The organism is Bacillus tuaregi (assembly GCF_900104575.1).
Taxonomy (GTDB): Bacteria; Bacillota; Bacilli; order Bacillales; family Cytobacillaceae; genus Bacillus_BD; species Bacillus_BD tuaregi.
In genome coordinates this window covers 1890406-1909387 of record NZ_LT629731.1, presented here as the reverse complement: position 1 = coordinate 1909387, position 18982 = coordinate 1890406, and the positions used below count along the sequence as shown (strand labels likewise).

Sequence of the window (18982 nt, the reverse complement as noted above, 5' to 3'; positions counted from 1 at the left end):
TCAATCAATCTAGTGAAAGAAGCGGAACATATCTCCTTGGCGTGTTGATGGACGGTTAAATCGACCAGCATTTGTTAATTCTTTTCTGAGCAGCTTTCTAATTTCCTCATTAGATAGCTCACGCTTTTCTTTAATGGCTTGTTTCTGCAGCTCATGCTCTATTGATTGTTCTTCTTTAACGGCAAAAATTTTTTTAATCCCTGCCAAATTTACACCCTGGTCAATTAAATCTTTAATTTCCAATAAAGTATCAATATCATTTAAGGAATAGAGCCGGCGATTACCTTCGCTTCTTTCAGGATTCACTAAACCGTGTTCCTCATAATAGCGGATTTGCCGAGCAGTTAGATCAGTAAGTTGCATCACTGTCCCCATTGGAAAGAGTGGCATCGAGCGACGAATTTGACTTCCTGTCATTGGCATTTCCCCATTTCCTTTTTCTTATTCTTAAAATTATTATATGCCACGTCAGAAAATACGTCAATCAAATGTTAGAAATTCTTACATCGTATTTATAAAGTTTTTTTCTTTCACTTTTTAACAATGAAACAAGGACAACTGATCTTCAGACCTGCACTTAATACCCGAAAGTCCATATACTATCCTAGCTTTCGTTGAGGAGGTAAAAATTATGTATCCATCCTATTCGCTGCATTATTGTTATCAGAGGCAAACGAAGCAGCTGATTAAAGACATTGAACAGGCTATTAATGATGAATACAATGCCATCCATTACTACGAAAAAATTTCAAAACTAGCACGTTTTGAAAAAGAAAGAAAACAAATACTTAAAATTCTCAGCGATGAAAAAAAGCATTATAGACAATTTATTCAGATCTACTCCTCTTTAACAGGTAGGCAGCCTAGGCCTAAGCTAAATGGAAATGGTCCCAATTCTTATCGCAAAGGAATTGAGCTCGCTATACGTAATGAGCAATCTATCGTTAGTTTTTATTTAGAAATAGCAGATAAAAGCAGTTATCCATATGTAAAAGATGTTTTTCGACGTGCAGCCGCAGACGAACAAAATCACGCTGTCTGGTTCTTATATTTTTTAGTAAATCTTAATTGGCTCAGAACCTGATTCACCCTTTGGTATTCTTCTATGATTTTATATAAAAAGGAAGAATTTTAACTATTCTTCCTTTTAATAATCCTCGTATCAGGTAGGGTTCTTATACACTAAATCTATTTCAACTGAACGAGACCTTTTTCAAGCAATGAATTTAATGCGATACAAATAGCCATTTTAACATGTGAATAGGTCAAACCACCCTGTACATAAGCAACATACGGAGATCTTGTTGGACCGTCAGCTGTAAGCTCGATGCTTGCCCCTTGAATAAATGTACCTGCTGCCATAATAACATCATCTTCATAGCCTGGCATATAGGCAGGATATGGGGTTACATGGGAATTAATTGGCGATGCAAATTGAATAGCCTGACAAAAGGCAACCATTTTATCACGATCATCGAATTGTACTGACTGAATCAAATCAGTTCGTTTACTATCCCATTTCGGATTAGAATTCATCCCAACTCGTTCAAGCATGGCAGCTGTAAATACAGCACCTTTTAAAGCTTGTCCAACAACATGTGGAGCAAGGAAAAAACCTTGATACATTTCAAGTAAACTATATAGCGAAGCTCCAGCCTCCGCTCCTATCCCAGGAGATGTCAAGCGATATGAGCAGGCATCTACCCATTGCTGCTTACCAACAATATAGCCGCCAGTTTTCACTAGGCCCCCGCCTGGGTTTTTGATTAGTGAACCTGCCATTAAGTCGGCTCCAACATGACAGGGCTCTATATCCTCTACAAACTCCCCATAGCAATTATCAACAAATACCACTACTTCAGGATTTATCTCCTTCACATATTGAATCATTTCTTTTATTTCAGCAACCGTAAAGGACGGCCTTGTTGCATATCCCTTTGAACGCTGAATGCCAATCATTTTTGTATTTGCTTTCATAGCTTTTGAAACTTTTTGAAAATCAACACGTCCATCCTCGCATAAATCCACACTATTATACGTGATGCCGAACTCCTTTAAAGAACCTGTTCCTTTTCCTCGTAAACCGACTATTTCCTCGAGGGTATCATACGGTTTTCCTGTTATGTATAGTAGCTCATCTCCCGGTCTGAGCACACCGAATAATGCAATCGATATCGCATGGGTTCCAGAGATAATCTGAGGTCTAACCAATCCAGCTTCAGCTCCGAAGACCTCTGCATAAATTTTTTCAAGTGTATCTCTGCCATAATCATCATAACCATAGCCGGTAGATGGGATGAAATGAGAATCACTTACTTTATTGTGTTGAAAGCTTTGCAGTACCCGAAACTGATTGCGATCTATTCTTTGTTCAATTTCTGCATGCTTATTTTTAATTTGCTGCTCCACTTCTGCTACAAGCGGCTGTAATACTTCCCCATAAGTTAATGATAAAAACATGTCTTTCCCCTATCTCTTTACAGTATATTGTTGCAGTTGACCAACAATGGGATGATCCGCTAATGAATAACCTTTGCAAACATACCATTGGTTCTCTTCATCAAAGGTCAGCTCCCTTAGAATCGTATCATTCTTTAATTGTGACAGCAATTTCCCCTCTGTTGAAGGTACTTCAACATGATAATAATTCATCATACCAATCATTTTCATTTCAATCGCTTGTTTTAATGCGATACGATCCTGCTCCACTAATGCACTTATTTGAATCGATTGATTTTTTGCGGAAGGCACAAAGTCCTGATGCTGGACATCCCTTTTATTATACACCGTTATCTGCGGGATTTGTCCTTGTTCTAGCTCCTCTAGCAGTTCATTAACTGTTTGCTCGTGCTGAAAATAATCTGGGTTTGATGAGTCCACTACATGAAGGATGAGGTCCGCTTCCTTGACTTCCTCTAAAGTTGAACGGAAGGCAGCAATCAGGCTTGTCGGTAAATCTTGAATAAAACCAACCGTATCTGTCATGAGAACCGTAAACCCGCTTGGTAAAATACATCTTCTGGTCATAGGATCGAGAGTCGCAAATAACTGATTCTCTTCAAGTGAAGCCGCCTCAGTTAAACGGTTAAATAAGGTTGATTTTCCGGCATTCGTATACCCAACAATCGCAACCTGAAAGGCACGGTTCTTCTTACGTCTTTCACGATACCTTTCCCGGTGCTCAACAATCCCTTTCAGCTGCGCCTCAATATCATGGATGCGGTTTCGAATATGGCGACGGTCTGCTTCCAGCTTTGTTTCACCAGGACCTCTTGTACCAATCCCAGCCCCAAGCCTTGAAAGCTGTGTGCCTTGTCCACCAAGCCGCGGTAATAAATACTGCAATTGGGCCAGCTCTACCTGTAACTTTCCTTCCTTCGACCTTGCTCTTTGCGCAAAAATATCAAGAATCAATTGAGTTCGGTCAATAATTCTCGCATCTATTTTAGCAGCTAGATTACGAACCTGACTAGGTGATAATTCATCATTAAAAATCACTAAGTTCGCTTCCAATTCATCCACAAGGGCACTTAATTCCTCTACTTTGCCTCTGCCAATATAGGTTGCATTGTCTGCTCTCTCTCTTTTTTGGGTTAATTGAGATAGTACCCTTCCATTTGCGGTTTCCGTCAGTGATGCCAATTCTTCCATTGAGTATTGGAATGGCAGATCATCCTCTGCTGTCTGACAGCCTACAAGAATGACTTTCTCTTGCTCCAGCTTTTGCTCCATCTTAACCCCTTCTTTCTGGCATTTTTTTTCATCATACCAAATATCCCATTTAAACTCTAATTTTCCATTAATAGGGGACAAATTTTATTTCTGTTATTATTTTTATATTTTCTTGATATAATTTTATTAGTGAATTATTCTAATATTCCATGTTATTCGTATATAATATGAATGTAATAATTTTTAAATTACACATATATTCAGATTTTTAGTAAAAAACATGAATTTTCTCATAGATAAAAATTGGAAATATAGTATAATAGAACTAAAATCTTTATTAAATTTTTCCGATCTTTTTTATCTTTTTATGGGGGATTAATTATGAATTTTTTAAATAAAAATGAGCCAAGCCCATACTTATTTGAATATAAGGATGTTTGTGTATGGGAAATGTCTCTCGAAAGCCATAAAATCACTTATTTATCTCCTACAATTGAAACAATATCAGGAATTCCTTTCGATACAATCATACAATCCCCTTCACTCTGGCAGAAATATATCTATCCAGAGGATCTCAATATCTTTTTAGGACTACAAAAAGAATTATCCGATGGGAAAGCAAATCTGTATGAATATCGCATCATCCGTCCCGATGGAAAAATTCGTTGGCTGATGAGCCGCACCTTTTTCAAAGGTGCCGAGCATGTGTTTGGAATTACGATCAATATTACTGGGCTGAAAGAGTCTGAACACCAATTAGTATCCAGTATGAAGAATCTAGAGGTAATCACAAATGCACTTCATTTAACCTCTGAAGTTACCATTACGGATTCCGAGGGGACCATTCTCTATGCAAACAACAAGTTTTGCGAGCTTTCAAAATATAGTTTGGAAGAATTAATCGGTCAAAATCATCGAATTATTAAATCCGGCTATCATGATGATGAAGTATATAAAGCAATGTGGGAGACGATTACCCAGGGAAAGGTCTGGCACGGGGAGATTAAAAACAAATCAAAGGATGGCAGCTTCTATTGGGCAGATAGTACCATTGTCCCACTATTAGATGAGAATGGAACTCCATATCAATTTATTGCCATTAGAAAAGATATCACGAAGAAAAAAGAATACGAAGAAACGCTGTATGAATTAAATTTCCACCATCCATTGACCCATTTACCTAATGGAAGAAGCATCGAATTACAATTAGATAAGCTGTGTCAAAAACAAGGAGACTTCGCTGTATTAAATATCGGGATTGATTTCTTTAAATATATTAACAATCACTATGGCTTTCAAACTGGGAATCAAGTGTTAATTGAAGTGTCTAATCGTCTAAAAACAATCAGACAAACAACTGAGAACATTGTCTCTCATTTTAGTGGTGACGAATTTATTATTGTATTAAGAGATTTACAGAATATAAGTCAAGCAATAGAATTGGCAGAAAGAATACTGCAAATCATTAATACGCCAATATTATTACAGGAAGAATCCTTATCCGTTACAGCTAGCATCGGTATCAGTTTATTCCCAACTGATGGAAAAAATGGAGTGGATTTAATCGAAAAAGCAGGTATTGCCTTAGCAAAGGGAAAAGCAATTCGAAAAAATCACTATCATCTATTCCAAAACTTAATGGATGTTGAATCCTATAAAAAGTTGAACCTGCAAAATGATATTCAAACAGCACTTGAAAATAATGAATTCTTTATTCAATACCAGCCGAAATTCAATACGAGTCAAAAAGTTATCGGTGCGGAAGCGTTAGTCCGCTGGGAGCATCCTAAATGGGGTACTGTGTCCCCAAACGAATTTATTACCATTGCAGAAGAAACCGGCTTAATTATCCGATTAGGTGAATGGATTTTAAGAAGTGTTTGCTATCAAATGATGGAATGGAAACAAAAAGGCTTGCATTTAGTCCCTATTTCTGTTAATTTTTCGCCCATTCAATTTTCCGATGAGAAGATTACTGATTTTATCTTTGACCTTTTAAAAGAAACGAAAGTTAATCCCAAATTACTCGATTTTGAAATTACGGAGAATATTATTTTTGATAGCTATGAAGATGTTTTGCAGAAAATGGTGATATTGAAGCAAAAAGGCATTAGGTTCTCTATCGATGATTTTGGCACTGGCTATTCTTCACTAAAAACATTAAAACAATTAAATTTCGACCAATTAAAAATAGACCGTTCCTTTATAAAGGATATTCAATCAAGCGCAGATAGTCTCCAAATTACAAAAGCAACCATTCAATTGGCCCATCAGTTAGATATGAAGGTAGTGGCTGAAGGTGTAGAAAACAAAAAGCAATTTGATATTTTACAAGAGCATCATTGTGATTATATCCAGGGCTATTACCTAAGTAAGCCACTTCTTGCCAAGGATTTTGAAGCATTAATCACACACGGCAAGCTTGGGAGAGCTGACACCTTTCTTTCGCTAAAAAAAACGGTTCCAAATCGAAGACAGTTTTTTAGGATTTTATTTAAATATCCACTCCTAGGCTCTTTAACGATTCATTATTTACATGATAAGCATGTATCAATCGGGAGCAGCTCCATTCTAATTGAAGATATTGGAGCAGGAGGTTTATGTTATGTATCAAATATTAAATTTCCCATTAATAAAGAGATTATCCTAGGAATTACAACTACACTCTTTGAGAAAGATTTGTCATTACAAGGCAAAAATGTCTGGTGTAAATCACTTGATGACGGGCTCTTTCAATACGGATTTAAGTTTAATCCAGAGGAGTTCGAAAAATACGGTATGGTACCCCTTATGGATCAATTAAAGCTAGAATATAATAAGGAGCTACTGCTACCCGACTGCAGCTTTATTAAAATTACTGATCGTGCTCAGTTCTTTCATCACTGATGCAAAAAACAAGCTTAACCCACTAAACGGTTAAGCTTGTTTCTTTGCCGCTTCATAATCTTTATCTTGATATAAATGGTCGATCGTTCTGCCAAAATACAGTAACAGGTATGTTGAAGAACTCAGAAAGCTGTTGACTGGATATCATTTTTTCAGTATTCCCAGCGGAGAACACCTGTCCCTTTTTTAATAGCAGTGTCTTGTTAAAAACAGGTAAAATCTCTTCAACATGATGTGTTACATAAATCATGGTAGGAGAATCTGGTCTTTGAGCGATGGCTTGGATGGTATCGAGCAGCTGTTCTCTAGCTATAAAATCTAATCCATTCGTTGGCTCATCGAATATGAGCAGCTCAGGCTCTGCCATCAAAGCACGTCCTATCAGAACCCGCTGTTTTTCTCCCTGTGATAAAGTATTGTAATTACGATTCGCATATTCAAAACAACCTAACTGCTTTAATAGATCAATAGCCCTTTCTCTCATCCTATCCGTCGGTCGATCGTACAAACCAATGGAGGCAAACGCTCCACTTAACACAATCTCAAATGCATTATCATGCTGGTGAAGCTTTTCTTGAAGTGCTGATGAAACAAATCCAATCCTCTTGCGCAGCTCTTCCCCAAGATAGGTCTTCCCAAATTTCTTGCCTAGTACAGTTACCTGACCGTTAGAAGGAAAATGGAAAGCATTTAACATATTTAATATCGCTGTTTTTCCTGACCCGTTCAACCCAAATAGAACCCAATGCTCTCCCTTTTTAATATCCCAGGACACATTTTGTAATATCCAAGCGCCATCTCTTTTTAACGAAACATTTTCCATATGTAGTACCATAAGGTCTATCCCCCTTTTACTCTCTTTATTTTACAATTTTTTGCCTAGCTAATAATAGAAATATGGGTAATTTTATTGTGAAACGTGTCATAAAACAAAAAAAGGGAGTTTTAAAAAGATCTGCACCTTTTTAAAACTCCCTTTCAAATATCCATTCTCTCAAGATACTCAATAAAATGGTCTTCAGAAACTACTTGAATTCCGCTTCTTTTTAATAAAGCAGACGTAACGCCATTTCCAGGCCGTTTGCTGCCATTAAATTTTCCACTGTAAATCATGGTGCTGCCGCATGAAGGGCTGCGTTCCTTTAACACAACCATTGTGACTCCTGCTTCTTTCACTCTTTTTAATGTTTCATATGCTCCCTTCAAAAATTGCTCCGTCACATCTCTCCCGGTTGTTGTCAGCACTTTTGCAGAGCCATCCAGTACATCATCCCCATCTCCACCAACTATTTCAGCCGGCTCTCTTGGAATCGACAATCCTCCAAGTACCTCAGGACAGACAGGAATGGCCATTCCTTTATCAAATAACTCTTTTATTTTTACATTCACATTATTAGAACCGTTATACTTTACATCAAAGCCAGCAAAACAAGCACTCACGATTATCACATCCTCACCCACCCAATTCCCTTAATGTTTATTACTTATTAACCACTATGTATTATATCGTTATTTTAAAGAAATAGAATCATAGGAAGACTTGACCAAGCGTTTAATAGAACAACAACAAAATTCAACCCCGTTGTTTTTTTACAAAACGTACAGGGTTGGGTATAACGTCGCTATCTTTATCCGTTTCCATGAGATACTCCTAACTGGCACACTTACTGAATTCAGTAAGCTGTTCCTCGGTTAATTGTTTAATAAATTGATGATAATTCATGGACTCCATTCCATACTTTTCGCACATTGATTTATAATGATTATAGGCTTTTTGATACATTTCCATTATATCTCCTCCTTTTATGTTATATAACAGTTTATGATGATTATTAATAATATATAACAGTTAAGTTGAAGGTGTCAATGCCATTTTTAAAATAGTCTAATTATTTATGGAACCAATTGGTATCCACAATGAAAAACAAACTAGCCTCGGTTGTTTATATTTATGTACTGTTTTGATCATGCAAGCGAATAATCCATTTCCCAAATCCCTCAGCAAATGGCAGCACAAGTAATGAACAAATAACATTAAATAGAACACTAATATGGGCTAATTGAACATCAGGTGATGTTGCGACCTTTGTTCCCCATGTCGATAGGATATCAATAAAGGGATAAAACACCGCTACCCCAATCACATTTAAATAAATATGGGCATAAGCTGTTAATCTTGCTTCCCTACCGCTGCCAATTGCTGCTAATAAAGCATCAACACAGGTTCCAATATTTGACCCTAGCAATATCGCAACACCTGTATCAATTTCAATAGCACCATGAGTAAGGAATCCCATAATAATACCAGTAGTTGCTGTACTCGACTGAATAATCCCTGTAATGACAGCTCCTGCTAATATGCTGAGAAGATAACTATCCTTCAGCGAAAGCAGCAATTGATCAATAATGCCTATCCTCTTTAATGGTCCGGCTAAAAATTCAAATCCCCCCATTGCGGTAAATAAAAAAGAGATACCTAATAACACCATACCAATACTTTGAGGCTTCTTTTTCCCAGTGAATAATAACAAAAGTGCCAGTCCCATTAGTGGGATTAGAAATGATTGGATATCAAAGGTAATTAGTTCCGCCGTAAAGGTCGTGCCAATATTGGTTCCTAAAATGATTCCAATTGATTGCGGAAATGTCAGCATTCTAGTGGCAATCAACCCAATCGTTATAATCATCACAGCCGAGCTGCTCTGCAATATACAGGTTACCATAATACCTGCCAAAACACCCTTCCAAGGTGTATCCGTCACTTTTGTTAACCAAATTTTCAATGATTCTCCAGAAAGATGTAACAATCCCTTTCTCAACAGATACATCCCAAAAATAAATAAGCAGATTAATAGAATAAAAACAATTAGAACCAACACCCCACCTCCTATACTTATCATATGGATGGTCGGCAGGGGACATGTCTAAAAGGCAATAATATAAAAAAGCAGGAATCAAATCTGAATCCTGCTTAGACTATGCTAGCTAGTTCCTTTACTTTGTAACAATCTCAGAACGAAAATCAATTTCAAAACCAAGGTCTTCAAGCATTTTATGATCGGCCATGGTTTCTTGTCCAGAGGTTGTCAAATAATCTCCTAGAAAAATAGAATTGGCTGCATACAAACCTAAAGGCTGTAAGCTTCGCAAATTCACTTCACGACCTCCTGATATACGGATTTCCTTTGCTGGATTAATATAACGCATAAGCGCAATCACCTTCAGACAGTATCGTGGATTTAGTTCATCTGTTCCTGCCAGCGGCGTCCCCTCTATCGCATGTAGAAAATTCACTGGAATAGAATCAGCCCCTAATGCCTTTAAGCTAAAGGCCATATCAACTATATCCTGCTTCGATTCCTTCATTCCAATAATCACACCTGAACAAGGAGAGATACCTGCCTCCTTCACCATTTCAACAGTGTTTACCCTGTCGTGAAAGGTATGAGAAGTGGTTATATATTCATGGTGTTTTTCTGAAGTATTAATATTATGATTATAACGGTCAACGCCCGCTTCCTTTAATCGAGAAGCTTGCTCAGGCTTTAATAGTCCAAGACAGGCACACACGGTCAAAGGGAATTGCTCTTTTATTTCCTTAACTGCCTCTACTACGGTATCAATATCCCTATTACTAGGTCCGCGTCCACTTGCCACAATGCAATAGGTGCCAACCTTTAGCTGATAAGCATTCTTAGCTCCTTTAAGGATTGTCTCTTTGTCCATCATCGTGTATTTTTCGATTGATGCACTTGAGATACTTGATTGGGAACAATACCCGCAATTTTCAGGACATAGTCCAGATTTTGTGTTAATGATTTTATTTAACTTTACTTTATTGCCGAAATAATGATTCCTAATAGTGTAAGCACCATTCAATAGTTCGAGTAGCTCCAGGTCAGGAGCCAATAATATGTCCAATGCTTCCTCATTCGTAAGCTCTCTTCCATTCAACACATCCATGGCAAGCTGTTTCCATTTCCCCATTTTCTCATCCCCCTATTAATTTATGCACCTAAATGTAAGCTTTTGAATTGACCCTTTGAAAGCACGGTTACCTTTAAACGATGCGCCATAATACCCGCAAAAACTGCTAATATAATATCCTTTGGCAGCGGGGCAAGCATCCATAACCATGCCATACCGTAAGTGAAACCCTCAGGAGCTTCATACCATAGCTTATAGGCAAAATACATCCAATTGGTCCCAATACAATAATTGATTGCGGTAGCAGTTAATGAAGCCATAATATACGGAGCAACATTATTCTTATTTTCGACGATTTTTCCAGCCGAGTAGGCAGCAAGGATAAAAGAGAGAATAAATCCAAATGTTGGTTTAAAGAGCATTCCTAATCCGGCACCAAACTGAGCAAACACCGGTATCCCTACTAAGCCTATAAATGCATATGTACTTGTAGTTATAGCTCCTAGACGCCCCCCTAATACGAGACCAGCTAGAACAGCAAAAAATGTTTGTAATGTAATCGGTACACCACCGACAACTAAAAATGGAATAATGGTTGTCAAATTAGCACCAACAGCTATCAAAACGACAAACATACTTGCTAGAGTTAATTCTAAAGTTTTTCCTTTCCGATACATGTTCTCTCCTCCTCTTATTCGCAATATAAAGATAATTCAACCCACTTAATATGTCAACTATAATTTAAATATGGTTAACAATATGATTGCATTTTCAACACTTCTTGCTAAAATGTGTCAACGATTTGCCCAAAAGTTGTATTTATGATAAGTTCAAGATAATAATCGTCAATAGTAAATTTTGGTTAATAATGTTAATTTTGGAGATATTATTTAGTATGAAATAAATGTGCTTATATCAGGAGGATTAGAAAAGTGGAATTACATAATAATATGGAATTTGAGATGAAGAGTAGTTTTATTCCAAACTTTAGCAATTCGGATACTCTAAAAATCATCGAGGTGACAGATGCCAGTGTTATTGTTCAAATGGATAAAGCAGGCTGCAGAGGGGTTTTTCCAAGAGACTCGTTTAACTACTGGATTCGGAAAAATTCCTTAATTCAAATAAATGACCAAGAAGAAAAAACATCATAACTATGATGAAAAACTATGTCAAGAACAGGATAAAAAACAGGAGCTCCTAGTCAAGAGCTCCTGTTTTTTATCCTTCTATTGTTTCATAAATTCGATTACCTGACCGGCAAATTCTGTTGCTCGTTCAATTTGTACCCAGTGTCCGCACTTAGGGAATGTATGGAACTGAGCATTAGGGAGTGCACGTGCAAGTACCCAGCTGGTATGTTCGATTGGAATTACTTTGTCTTCTCTTCCGTGAACCAATAGTACTGGAAAATCAATCGCAGCTAACTCTTCCTCTGTTAACGCCATGTCATCCACATGTCTTTGCCGTGGAGCTGGGAACATTGAAGAGAATGATTCCTGGAATCCTTCTTGGATACTAGATTTATAGCGCATTTCGACTAAATCGCCGTTCTCAGCCATACTTTGATCATATGCAAAAATCCTAATGAGATTTTTCATATTCTCATGACTTGGTTCATAGCCCCAAACCTTATCCAATCCGTCTGCAATAGGATGGGCAGTACCCATGCTTCCCATAAGCATTAACTTTTTCACTAAATCAGGACGTTTTTTTGCTAAATGAAGGGCAATGGCCCCACCAAAGGAGTTACCAATGATAGATACTTTATCCTTTATTACGGTTTCAATGAAATCAATCATATGATCTACCCAAACATGGATTGAATACTTCACACCCTCTGGTCTGTCTGTATAACCAAAACCTACTACATCTGGTGCATATAGATGGAAATGCTCGGAGAGAATTGGAAAAACTAAGCGCCAATTAGCCCATGCGGATACTCCCGGACCTGATCCATGAATAAGGAGTATTTTTTCATCACCTTGTCCATCCTCATGATAGTGCGTATTGATTCCTTTTACATCACTGTATTTTCCTGCTTCAACCATTATACAAGCTCCTTCCATTTTTGGTTTAGGTATAGCTCTTTTATGATCAATATGACCTTGTTTCAGCATCTGCAGACAACTGAATGAACAATCACACTAAAGAACTTGCGCTTTTCTACCACAAACCCCTCAACAAAGCCAGTGATTGAAACCATCTTGATGTATAACCTTTCATCATTAACCCACAACAAAATTTAAAGAAGTTTTTTGATTAGTTCTGTTATAAGAATTCGACAAAAAATTATCAAATCCTTCAATACTTCGACAGCAACACGCAAGAATTTTATATTTTTAAATGAATTTCCTATAGGCATCCTTTTTATAAATCACATTTGTTTGAAATTGTTTCTGCCGTTGAAATAAGATATGCAATGTACTGATCTTTGTTTGCATATACTCTGCATTCTGGACCGGCAATACTGATTGCTGCGACCGTTTGACCAAGACTGTCCTTAATGGGAGCCGAGATACAGTAAAGCCCTACTTCATATTCCTCGTTATCAATCGCATAGCCTTGTTCGTGAATCTGCTTTAGTTCACGGATAAGTTTTTCATGCTCAGTGATGGTACTATCTGTGTACTTATCAAGTATTAGTTGATAAATATGATGATTGTCCCTACCAAGGGATCCAGCGAGTAGCATTTTTCCTAGACCCGTACAATGAATGGGTTTATATGAACCTATAGCGGTCTGTATTTTGACTGATTTCTCTGGTTCAACCTTTGCAATATAGCTCACCCACTGATTTTCCTGCACAGCCATATGTACCGTTTCGCCAGTTAATTTCACGAGCTCATTTAAATAAGGGATGGCAGGATAATATTTTTGGTAATACTTTGAGACCAAGTTCCCCCATCTAAGCAGGCGAGAGCCTAAGCGATACTTACGATTAGAGGCCTTTACTAAAATCCCTACTTTATTCAAGGTCCTAATAAGATGATGAACTGTGCTTTTATTCATATTTAATTTAGTTGAAATCTCTGAAACTCCTAATTCTGGATTCTCAGTTGTGAAACAGTCAATAATTTTTACCGCATTATTGACAGAGTTAATCATATAAACACCTCATACCATAGATTATAATATCGTTTCTCCTAACTCCTTTGATATAAATATCCCAGATCGTGGTGTTAATTCATGCTAGTCTTATTTGTATTTTGTAAAGGAAATAGGTATTAGGTAATCATACCTAAATGATAGGCAAAAATTTTTATCCAATTGGAAAAATAGGAAAATCGGTGAACTCTTTTTTAAATTATTTTTAGATAATAGTTTGATAATTCGTTCATAATTATAATATTTCAAATAGGAAGTTTTTTCAATAGATATAGTATGAATTTTCCAACACAAAAAATAAGCCGGCAAATTTCAAGGATGAAAACAAGCCGACTCATTTAATCATATTTATCAATATCTATTTATCTATAACCTAATTTGTTATTTTACAAGAGATTGTACATATTCTTCAAATACTTGAACACCTGCAGTTGCACATTGTACATCCTCATCAGCTGTTCCTCCGGAGACCCCAACACCTCCGACTATTTTCCCGTTAAAAATTAACGGAATCCCCCCACCAAAAACAACGAGCTTCTCTGTATGAACAATTCCTGTTAATAGTGATGGTTCGTCTTTAATCATTGGATACCATTCTTCAGTAGATTTACCGAAGGCTGCTGCAGTATACGCCTTGTTCTGCGCTATTCCAGAGCTTAACAAGGCGGCTTCATCCATGCGAATGAAGGCTTTTAAATTACCGCCATCGTCCACAATCGCGGCGTTGATTCGTATTCCTAATTCATCAGCCTTGTTTGTAACCGCTTCTAGCACTTTCAATGCTAGAGATTGGGTTAAAGCATACTTTTGATAGATCATTTCAGAACTCACAATTATTTAGCCTCCTCCAAATTAGCACTATCTACTAATTTAACATAATCTTCAACGGTAATAATTTCAAGGTCACTTTTCGCCGACATACAACAGGCTAATGCAAAGCCATTCTCTAATTCTTCATCAGAAAGGGCATCATGTGAGCGAATTAACTCCTGCTCATATTCTCCACTTAATACCTTTACCTTACACATCCCACAGCCGCCTCGGACACATCCAGTTGGAATCGGAATAAACTGCTTACGCGCAGCAGCTAGCGGAGTCTCAGTTGGCGTGCATTCATATTCGAACTGCTGGCCTCTTGCTTTTAAGGTCACTTTCACCATTGAACTCTCCTTCCTTTCTTAAATCGGATTATTATGGTAGAAAAAATTAAGTTAACGCCTTCATAAAGGATTCAGACAGTTCACGGCGGTGATAGAAAATACCTTGTCCAATCTTATCTTCTGTCCACGTAATGGTTGGCATATCTGCATATGTCATGTAGCCGTTTGCAAATGCTTCATTACGGTTACCAGATGGATCAAAGAAATAAATCGTTTCTCCCCTCGTAATACCGTGACGTGTCGGTGTAACATCAAATGGTACCTCATACATGGATAAAAGGTCAGCAGCTTTAAATACATCATGCAAAGAATCAACAAAGAAAGCAGCGTGATGAAGCTTTGCATCTGGACCTTTAACAAAGGCTAAATCATGCGCTTTATTTGTTGTAAATAAGAAGCTTCCTAATAGTTCTTCTCCATCTACAGAGGTGATTCTTTCACTTTGTCTAAAGTTTAGCGCTTCAATAAAGAATCTTGTAACGGTTTTAAGGTCATCACCTGTAAGTAAGCAGTGGTCTAGACGATGTGGTGCAATCCCTTGAGCACCTAGCGGCCATGGATGTGGGTTTAAAGTTCCTACAGCTGTTCCTAATAACTCAATCTCTGTATATAATTCACAATGATGGCCAGTTGGCAGAATAAAATGAACAGCCTCCCCTTCTCCTAACCTTGTTCCTTTTGAAATTCTTGTTGTTGTACAGCCGAATTTTTCCACTTGTTTTTCATAGTAAGCAAGGTCCTCAAGAGTTTCTACTTTAAATGCTAGGTGGGCTATCCCAGCCGTATTTGATTTTGTTAAAATGACACTATGATGGTCAAATTCATCCCAGGCTTTCAGGTATACACTGTTCCCCATACGTCCAGTTTCCTGCAAACCAATTATTTTTGTATAATATTCAACTGATTTCTCTAAATCTAGTACCTTTAATTCTACTCGACCAATTCTCATGACTCTAGGCATTCGTTATTCCTCCTACTTTTTTATTTAGATGCAAGAAAAAGAAATATTTAGAGCACTTCACGGAAGCGATTTCAGAAATCGGTTTCATAAAATGCCTTATCATAAAAACCTCTAGTGATACCGCTTATTTCTATTAACACTATCATTATATATTTTATAATATTAAAAGAAAAGTATTTTGTTAGAATAATAGTAAATAATGCGAAATTATCGATTATAATCTTTCGTCGCTTTATTCAATTAATTTACCCTCTAATATTGTCAGGTTAAAATCAATGATGATATCCATTAAAGTATGTCCATTACTGTTTTTTTCTTATGTACTATACTGATCAATAATTTCGTTGAAATTATTTCACTATCATAACTGGGCACTTAACACGCTTTGCCACTTTATGACTTACGCTACCTAATACCATTTCCTTCAGTGCATTTAATCCCCTGCTTCCTAGTACAACAATGTCAAACTGATTTTCATTGGCGTAAGAAACAATCATTGGGCCTGGTTCCCCATATAAAATGGAGGAGTGATAGTTAACACCTGATGCCTTAATCTTCTCTTCTGTTAACTTCAAACGCATCTTTCTTTCCTTTTGTATAATGTCTGAATCCATATAATTAATAGCGTCTTGCTTTGACGTGTCCAAATCGACAACATAAATCACTTCAATAACAGCATCCGCCGATAATAAAGCAAGTTTAATGGCTTGGTCAGCTGCCCGTAGCGCAAAATTCGAGCCATCAGAAGCTAATAATATTTTTTTATACATTGACTCAACCCCCTGATTAAATGGTAATACTTACCTCTCATTATAGCCTATTTCTTAAAGTATTTCACGTTTGATATATTATTTTGCAATAGCTAAAGTCTTCAATTGCCGCCAGATTTACTTGGAATACTACTGTCATGGGTCCTTCATATGCTTAATGAAGGACCTACATTGTTACATAATTTGAGACAAAAAATATTCACTGATAGCCATTGAATCTAGCCGTATTGTGACATAGGGTGGTTTTACAAGCGTTGCGCCTTCTAATGGCAGTCCTAGCCACAGAATTTGTTCATCAATTAGAACAAAGGGAAAAGCTGCGGCCTTATTCAAATACTGGTTAATAGATAAACCAACTGGTTCATACTCAGATATATAGGTCAGCTTTACCGCCTTACTTCTTTTTGTTAACGCCTGCTTCCATTCCTCCGAAGGCTCCTGATTACTCGCCATAGCCATCACAACTGACCTTTTTGCATAACGAATATCCCTCATGACTCCAAGCAATTTTTTAGCATGCATCCATTGCAGACGGGGGTGCTGGTGTTTAATCCAAGTTCCTATTTCATGCGGATAGACAGCCTGATTTTGTTTTAGTTGATGGTCTAAAAACTTATATACCGTCTTAGATGGATACACTTTATTTTGTAAAAAGGCTCTGTTGCTGACATGAATGAGCTTACCCTTCGTTCTCGTAATCGCAACATTGATTAGTCGTTCATTCTCTCTTCCGATTAGGAGCATGCCGGCACGCCCCTCAGGGTAGCTGTCTACAGTATCAAAAATCATCACGTCTCTTTCACTGCCCTGAAAACGATGAATGGTTGAAGCGGCAATATCTGCTTCCATCAACTCCGTCTCATAGAGGTCTGTGAGTAATGTTTTCATTAACTGTGCCTGTGCTCTGTATGGTGCCGTATATCCAATCGAACGATGTCCTGCTTGATATGCTTCATGGATCAATTGAAAAGAGAGTAGTAGCTGCCATAAATTAAATCGCGAACGAGACGAGCTTTCTGTTAAGCAGTAGGCACCTGTCCCGCTTGTGTCGAGTAAAATACTAGCGCGGTCTGGAAACGGGTGTTTCGCAACCAGCTCCTGTCGAAGCTCTGCAACCCCTTTATAATCCCCTACTAAGGATTGGTAAATATATTGGTTTGTGAAGGAAGATATCTCAGGATGCATTCTCCTTTGTTCTTTAAGTAGAAATAAATGTGGATGAAGGCTACCGTATGTAACAGACTCTGTCACCCCTGCTTTATGGAAAATATCTTCCTTCAACCATTCTTTGACAAGTTTATGATTAGAGGAGGCAATGGGCGGCAGCTGTTTAAAATCACCACAAACAATTACTCTTTTTCCCAACGAGGAGGCAAATGCAACTTGAGGGACATAGGCCATGCTAGCTTCATCTACTAGCACAATATCAAATTCTTTTTCATATATAGCTGGATCTCCAGCAGCTTTAGCCAACGTGGTCCCAATGATATCAGCTTCCTTAAGAAATTGTAATTCTTTTTGATGAATCTTTTCCAATATTGACGCTAGCTTATTTTCAATTTGTAATAATTGTTCAGAATCACGATGACTAAAGGAGGAGGATAGATCCTTCTTGAGGATTTTCCTCTCCTCCAGAAGACGCATCTTTTCTTCAGCCAATTTTGGCTGCCGTTTCATGATAAGCTGATTGATATGAATAGTCCATTGTCGCTCGACCGACACGCTCAGCTGTGATCCATAACGAATCATGTCTCCTTCCTTAAAGCGACCTTTTTTCTCCACAAAGGAGGAAATTTCAGTCATTAATACATCAACTGCCTGGTTGCTGTGGGCAAGTACTAAGACCTTTTTTTCTTTGAAATATTTATTAGCAGCGACTCTTGCCAGCGTGTAGGTTTTACCTGTTCCTGGTGGACCCCAGACAAAGGTAATTGGATTGTACTTGGAACGAAGAATTAACTCATGAACATTTGATTGAATAACCTCTGTTGGATGCTTGGCAGGCATTGAAGGCTCCATAAGCCGCATAACTCTTCTCCTTTTCCGCTTGCTTTTTCTTACTTCTTCTAAGCGCTGCATCAATTGATCAAGTAACTCCCATGGATCATGCCAAATGATGGCTTCAGATACTATGTCTCCGAGCGTTTTCGCCACCTTCACGATCATATTATGTCCCTCAGAAGAAAGGACTCTTCCTTCTGTCTTTGTCTGACCCCATTCAATCCGGACTATTGAACCAATGGGAATCACCATGGGCTGCATAGCTTCAAAATAGTAGGTATAGTTATCTTTTTGATTTAGCAAACGTCCGTTCTGAACAGCAAACTTGTTGCTTCCATATTTTCTCAAATAAATAATCTCCGCTTGTAATGCTTTTTGCCAGGCTCTAATATAGGTTGATGTGTTTGTCATGCTACAGCTTCCTTTTTATATCGATATAGGAGGGTATTATCATTCAGCAACAATAAAGCTTGAATCATACAAGAAAAGGCAAAAAG

General features: G+C 37.6%; 19 protein-coding genes. 3 read left to right on the top strand and 16 right to left on the bottom strand.

Annotated features, from left to right (window positions below; all coding sequences use genetic code 11):
* Window positions 1-9 precede the first annotated feature (9 nt).
* On the bottom strand, window positions 10-417 hold the full coding sequence (locus BQ5321_RS11450) for a MerR family transcriptional regulator (protein ID WP_071394615.1): 408 nt from the start codon (window positions 415-417) through the stop codon (window positions 10-12).
* Between the two features lie 214 nt (window positions 418-631).
* On the opposite strand from BQ5321_RS11450, the gene BQ5321_RS11445 reads away from it, so the two are divergent.
* The gene (locus BQ5321_RS11445) at window positions 632-1084 is read left to right on the top strand and encodes a ferritin-like domain-containing protein (protein WP_071394614.1); all 453 of its coding nucleotides are present in this window, start codon (window positions 632-634) and stop codon (window positions 1082-1084) included.
* A 104-nt stretch (window positions 1085-1188) separates the two neighbouring features.
* On the opposite strand, the gene BQ5321_RS11440 is transcribed toward BQ5321_RS11445, so the two are convergent.
* On the bottom strand, window positions 1189-2460 hold the full coding sequence (locus BQ5321_RS11440; protein ID WP_071394613.1) for a methionine gamma-lyase family protein: 1272 nt from the start codon (window positions 2458-2460) through the stop codon (window positions 1189-1191).
* Between the two features lie 9 nt (window positions 2461-2469).
* Window positions 2470-3732 carry a GTPase HflX gene (hflX, locus tag BQ5321_RS11435; RefSeq protein WP_071394612.1) on the bottom strand — a complete coding sequence of 421 codons (1263 nt, stop codon included), beginning with the start codon at window positions 3730-3732 and terminating at the stop codon, window positions 2470-2472.
* Window positions 3733-4053: 321 nt separating this feature from the next.
* On the opposite strand from hflX, the gene BQ5321_RS11430 reads away from it, so the two are divergent.
* Window positions 4054-6558, top strand: a complete 2505-nt coding sequence (locus BQ5321_RS11430) for an EAL domain-containing protein (protein WP_071394611.1) — start codon at window positions 4054-4056, stop codon at window positions 6556-6558.
* 61 nt (window positions 6559-6619) lie between these two features.
* Here BQ5321_RS11430 and BQ5321_RS11425 read toward each other — a convergent pair whose 3' ends face one another.
* From BQ5321_RS11425 to BQ5321_RS11405, 6 genes are all read right to left on the bottom strand, one after another.
* The gene (locus BQ5321_RS11425; protein ID WP_071394610.1) at window positions 6620-7393 is read right to left on the bottom strand and encodes an ABC transporter ATP-binding protein; all 774 of its coding nucleotides are present in this window, start codon (window positions 7391-7393) and stop codon (window positions 6620-6622) included.
* A gap of 143 nt (window positions 7394-7536) precedes the next feature.
* Entirely contained in the window at window positions 7537-8007 is a 471-nt protein-coding gene (locus tag BQ5321_RS11420) for a 2-thiouracil desulfurase family protein (RefSeq protein WP_071396880.1), read from the bottom strand.
* 202 nt (window positions 8008-8209) lie between these two features.
* Window positions 8210-8347: a hypothetical protein gene (locus BQ5321_RS24435; RefSeq protein ID WP_187143737.1), complete on the bottom strand. Its 138-nt coding sequence runs from the start codon at window positions 8345-8347 to the stop codon at window positions 8210-8212.
* 160 nt (window positions 8348-8507) lie between these two features.
* A complete protein-coding gene (locus BQ5321_RS11415) occupies window positions 8508-9437 on the bottom strand; it encodes a Na/Pi symporter (RefSeq protein ID WP_071394609.1) in 930 nt (309 codons plus the stop codon).
* Between the two features lie 115 nt (window positions 9438-9552).
* Window positions 9553-10545 (bottom strand): biotin synthase BioB, encoded by a 993-nt coding sequence (gene bioB / locus BQ5321_RS11410; protein WP_071394608.1) that lies wholly within the window; start codon window positions 10543-10545, stop codon window positions 9553-9555.
* Window positions 10546-10565: 20 nt separating this feature from the next.
* Window positions 10566-11162 (bottom strand): biotin transporter BioY, encoded by a 597-nt coding sequence (locus tag BQ5321_RS11405; protein WP_071394607.1) that lies wholly within the window; start codon window positions 11160-11162, stop codon window positions 10566-10568.
* A 255-nt stretch (window positions 11163-11417) separates the two neighbouring features.
* Here BQ5321_RS11405 and BQ5321_RS11400 point away from each other — a divergent pair, with 255 nt between their 5' ends.
* Complete coding sequence (locus BQ5321_RS11400) at window positions 11418-11639, top strand: hypothetical protein (RefSeq protein ID WP_071394606.1); 222 nt, start codon at window positions 11418-11420, stop codon at window positions 11637-11639.
* A gap of 75 nt (window positions 11640-11714) precedes the next feature.
* Here the strand turns inward: BQ5321_RS11400 and BQ5321_RS11395 are convergent, their stop codons facing one another.
* The 7 genes from BQ5321_RS11395 to BQ5321_RS11365 all read right to left on the bottom strand — a co-directional run bounded on the left by BQ5321_RS11395 (window position 11715) and on the right by BQ5321_RS11365 (window position 18896).
* Window positions 11715-12536, bottom strand: coding sequence for an alpha/beta fold hydrolase (locus tag BQ5321_RS11395; RefSeq protein ID WP_071394605.1), 822 nt, complete (start codon window positions 12534-12536; stop codon window positions 11715-11717).
* A gap of 319 nt (window positions 12537-12855) precedes the next feature.
* Window positions 12856-13593, bottom strand: a complete 738-nt coding sequence (locus BQ5321_RS11390) for an IclR family transcriptional regulator (RefSeq protein WP_071394604.1) — start codon at window positions 13591-13593, stop codon at window positions 12856-12858.
* Window positions 13594-13974: 381 nt separating this feature from the next.
* Window positions 13975-14412, bottom strand: a complete 438-nt coding sequence (locus tag BQ5321_RS11385) for a GlcG/HbpS family heme-binding protein (protein ID WP_071396879.1) — start codon at window positions 14410-14412, stop codon at window positions 13975-13977.
* Between the two features lie 14 nt (window positions 14413-14426).
* On the bottom strand, window positions 14427-14753 hold the full coding sequence (locus BQ5321_RS11380; RefSeq protein WP_071394603.1) for a 2Fe-2S iron-sulfur cluster-binding protein: 327 nt from the start codon (window positions 14751-14753) through the stop codon (window positions 14427-14429).
* Between the two features lie 46 nt (window positions 14754-14799).
* Window positions 14800-15714: a catechol 2,3-dioxygenase gene (locus BQ5321_RS11375; RefSeq protein WP_071394602.1), complete on the bottom strand. Its 915-nt coding sequence runs from the start codon at window positions 15712-15714 to the stop codon at window positions 14800-14802.
* A gap of 350 nt (window positions 15715-16064) precedes the next feature.
* On the bottom strand, window positions 16065-16484 hold the full coding sequence (locus BQ5321_RS11370) for a universal stress protein (RefSeq protein ID WP_071394601.1): 420 nt from the start codon (window positions 16482-16484) through the stop codon (window positions 16065-16067).
* A 174-nt stretch (window positions 16485-16658) separates the two neighbouring features.
* Window positions 16659-18896 (bottom strand): DEAD/DEAH box helicase, encoded by a 2238-nt coding sequence (locus tag BQ5321_RS11365; protein WP_071394600.1) that lies wholly within the window; start codon window positions 18894-18896, stop codon window positions 16659-16661.
* Window positions 18897-18982 lie beyond the last annotated feature (86 nt).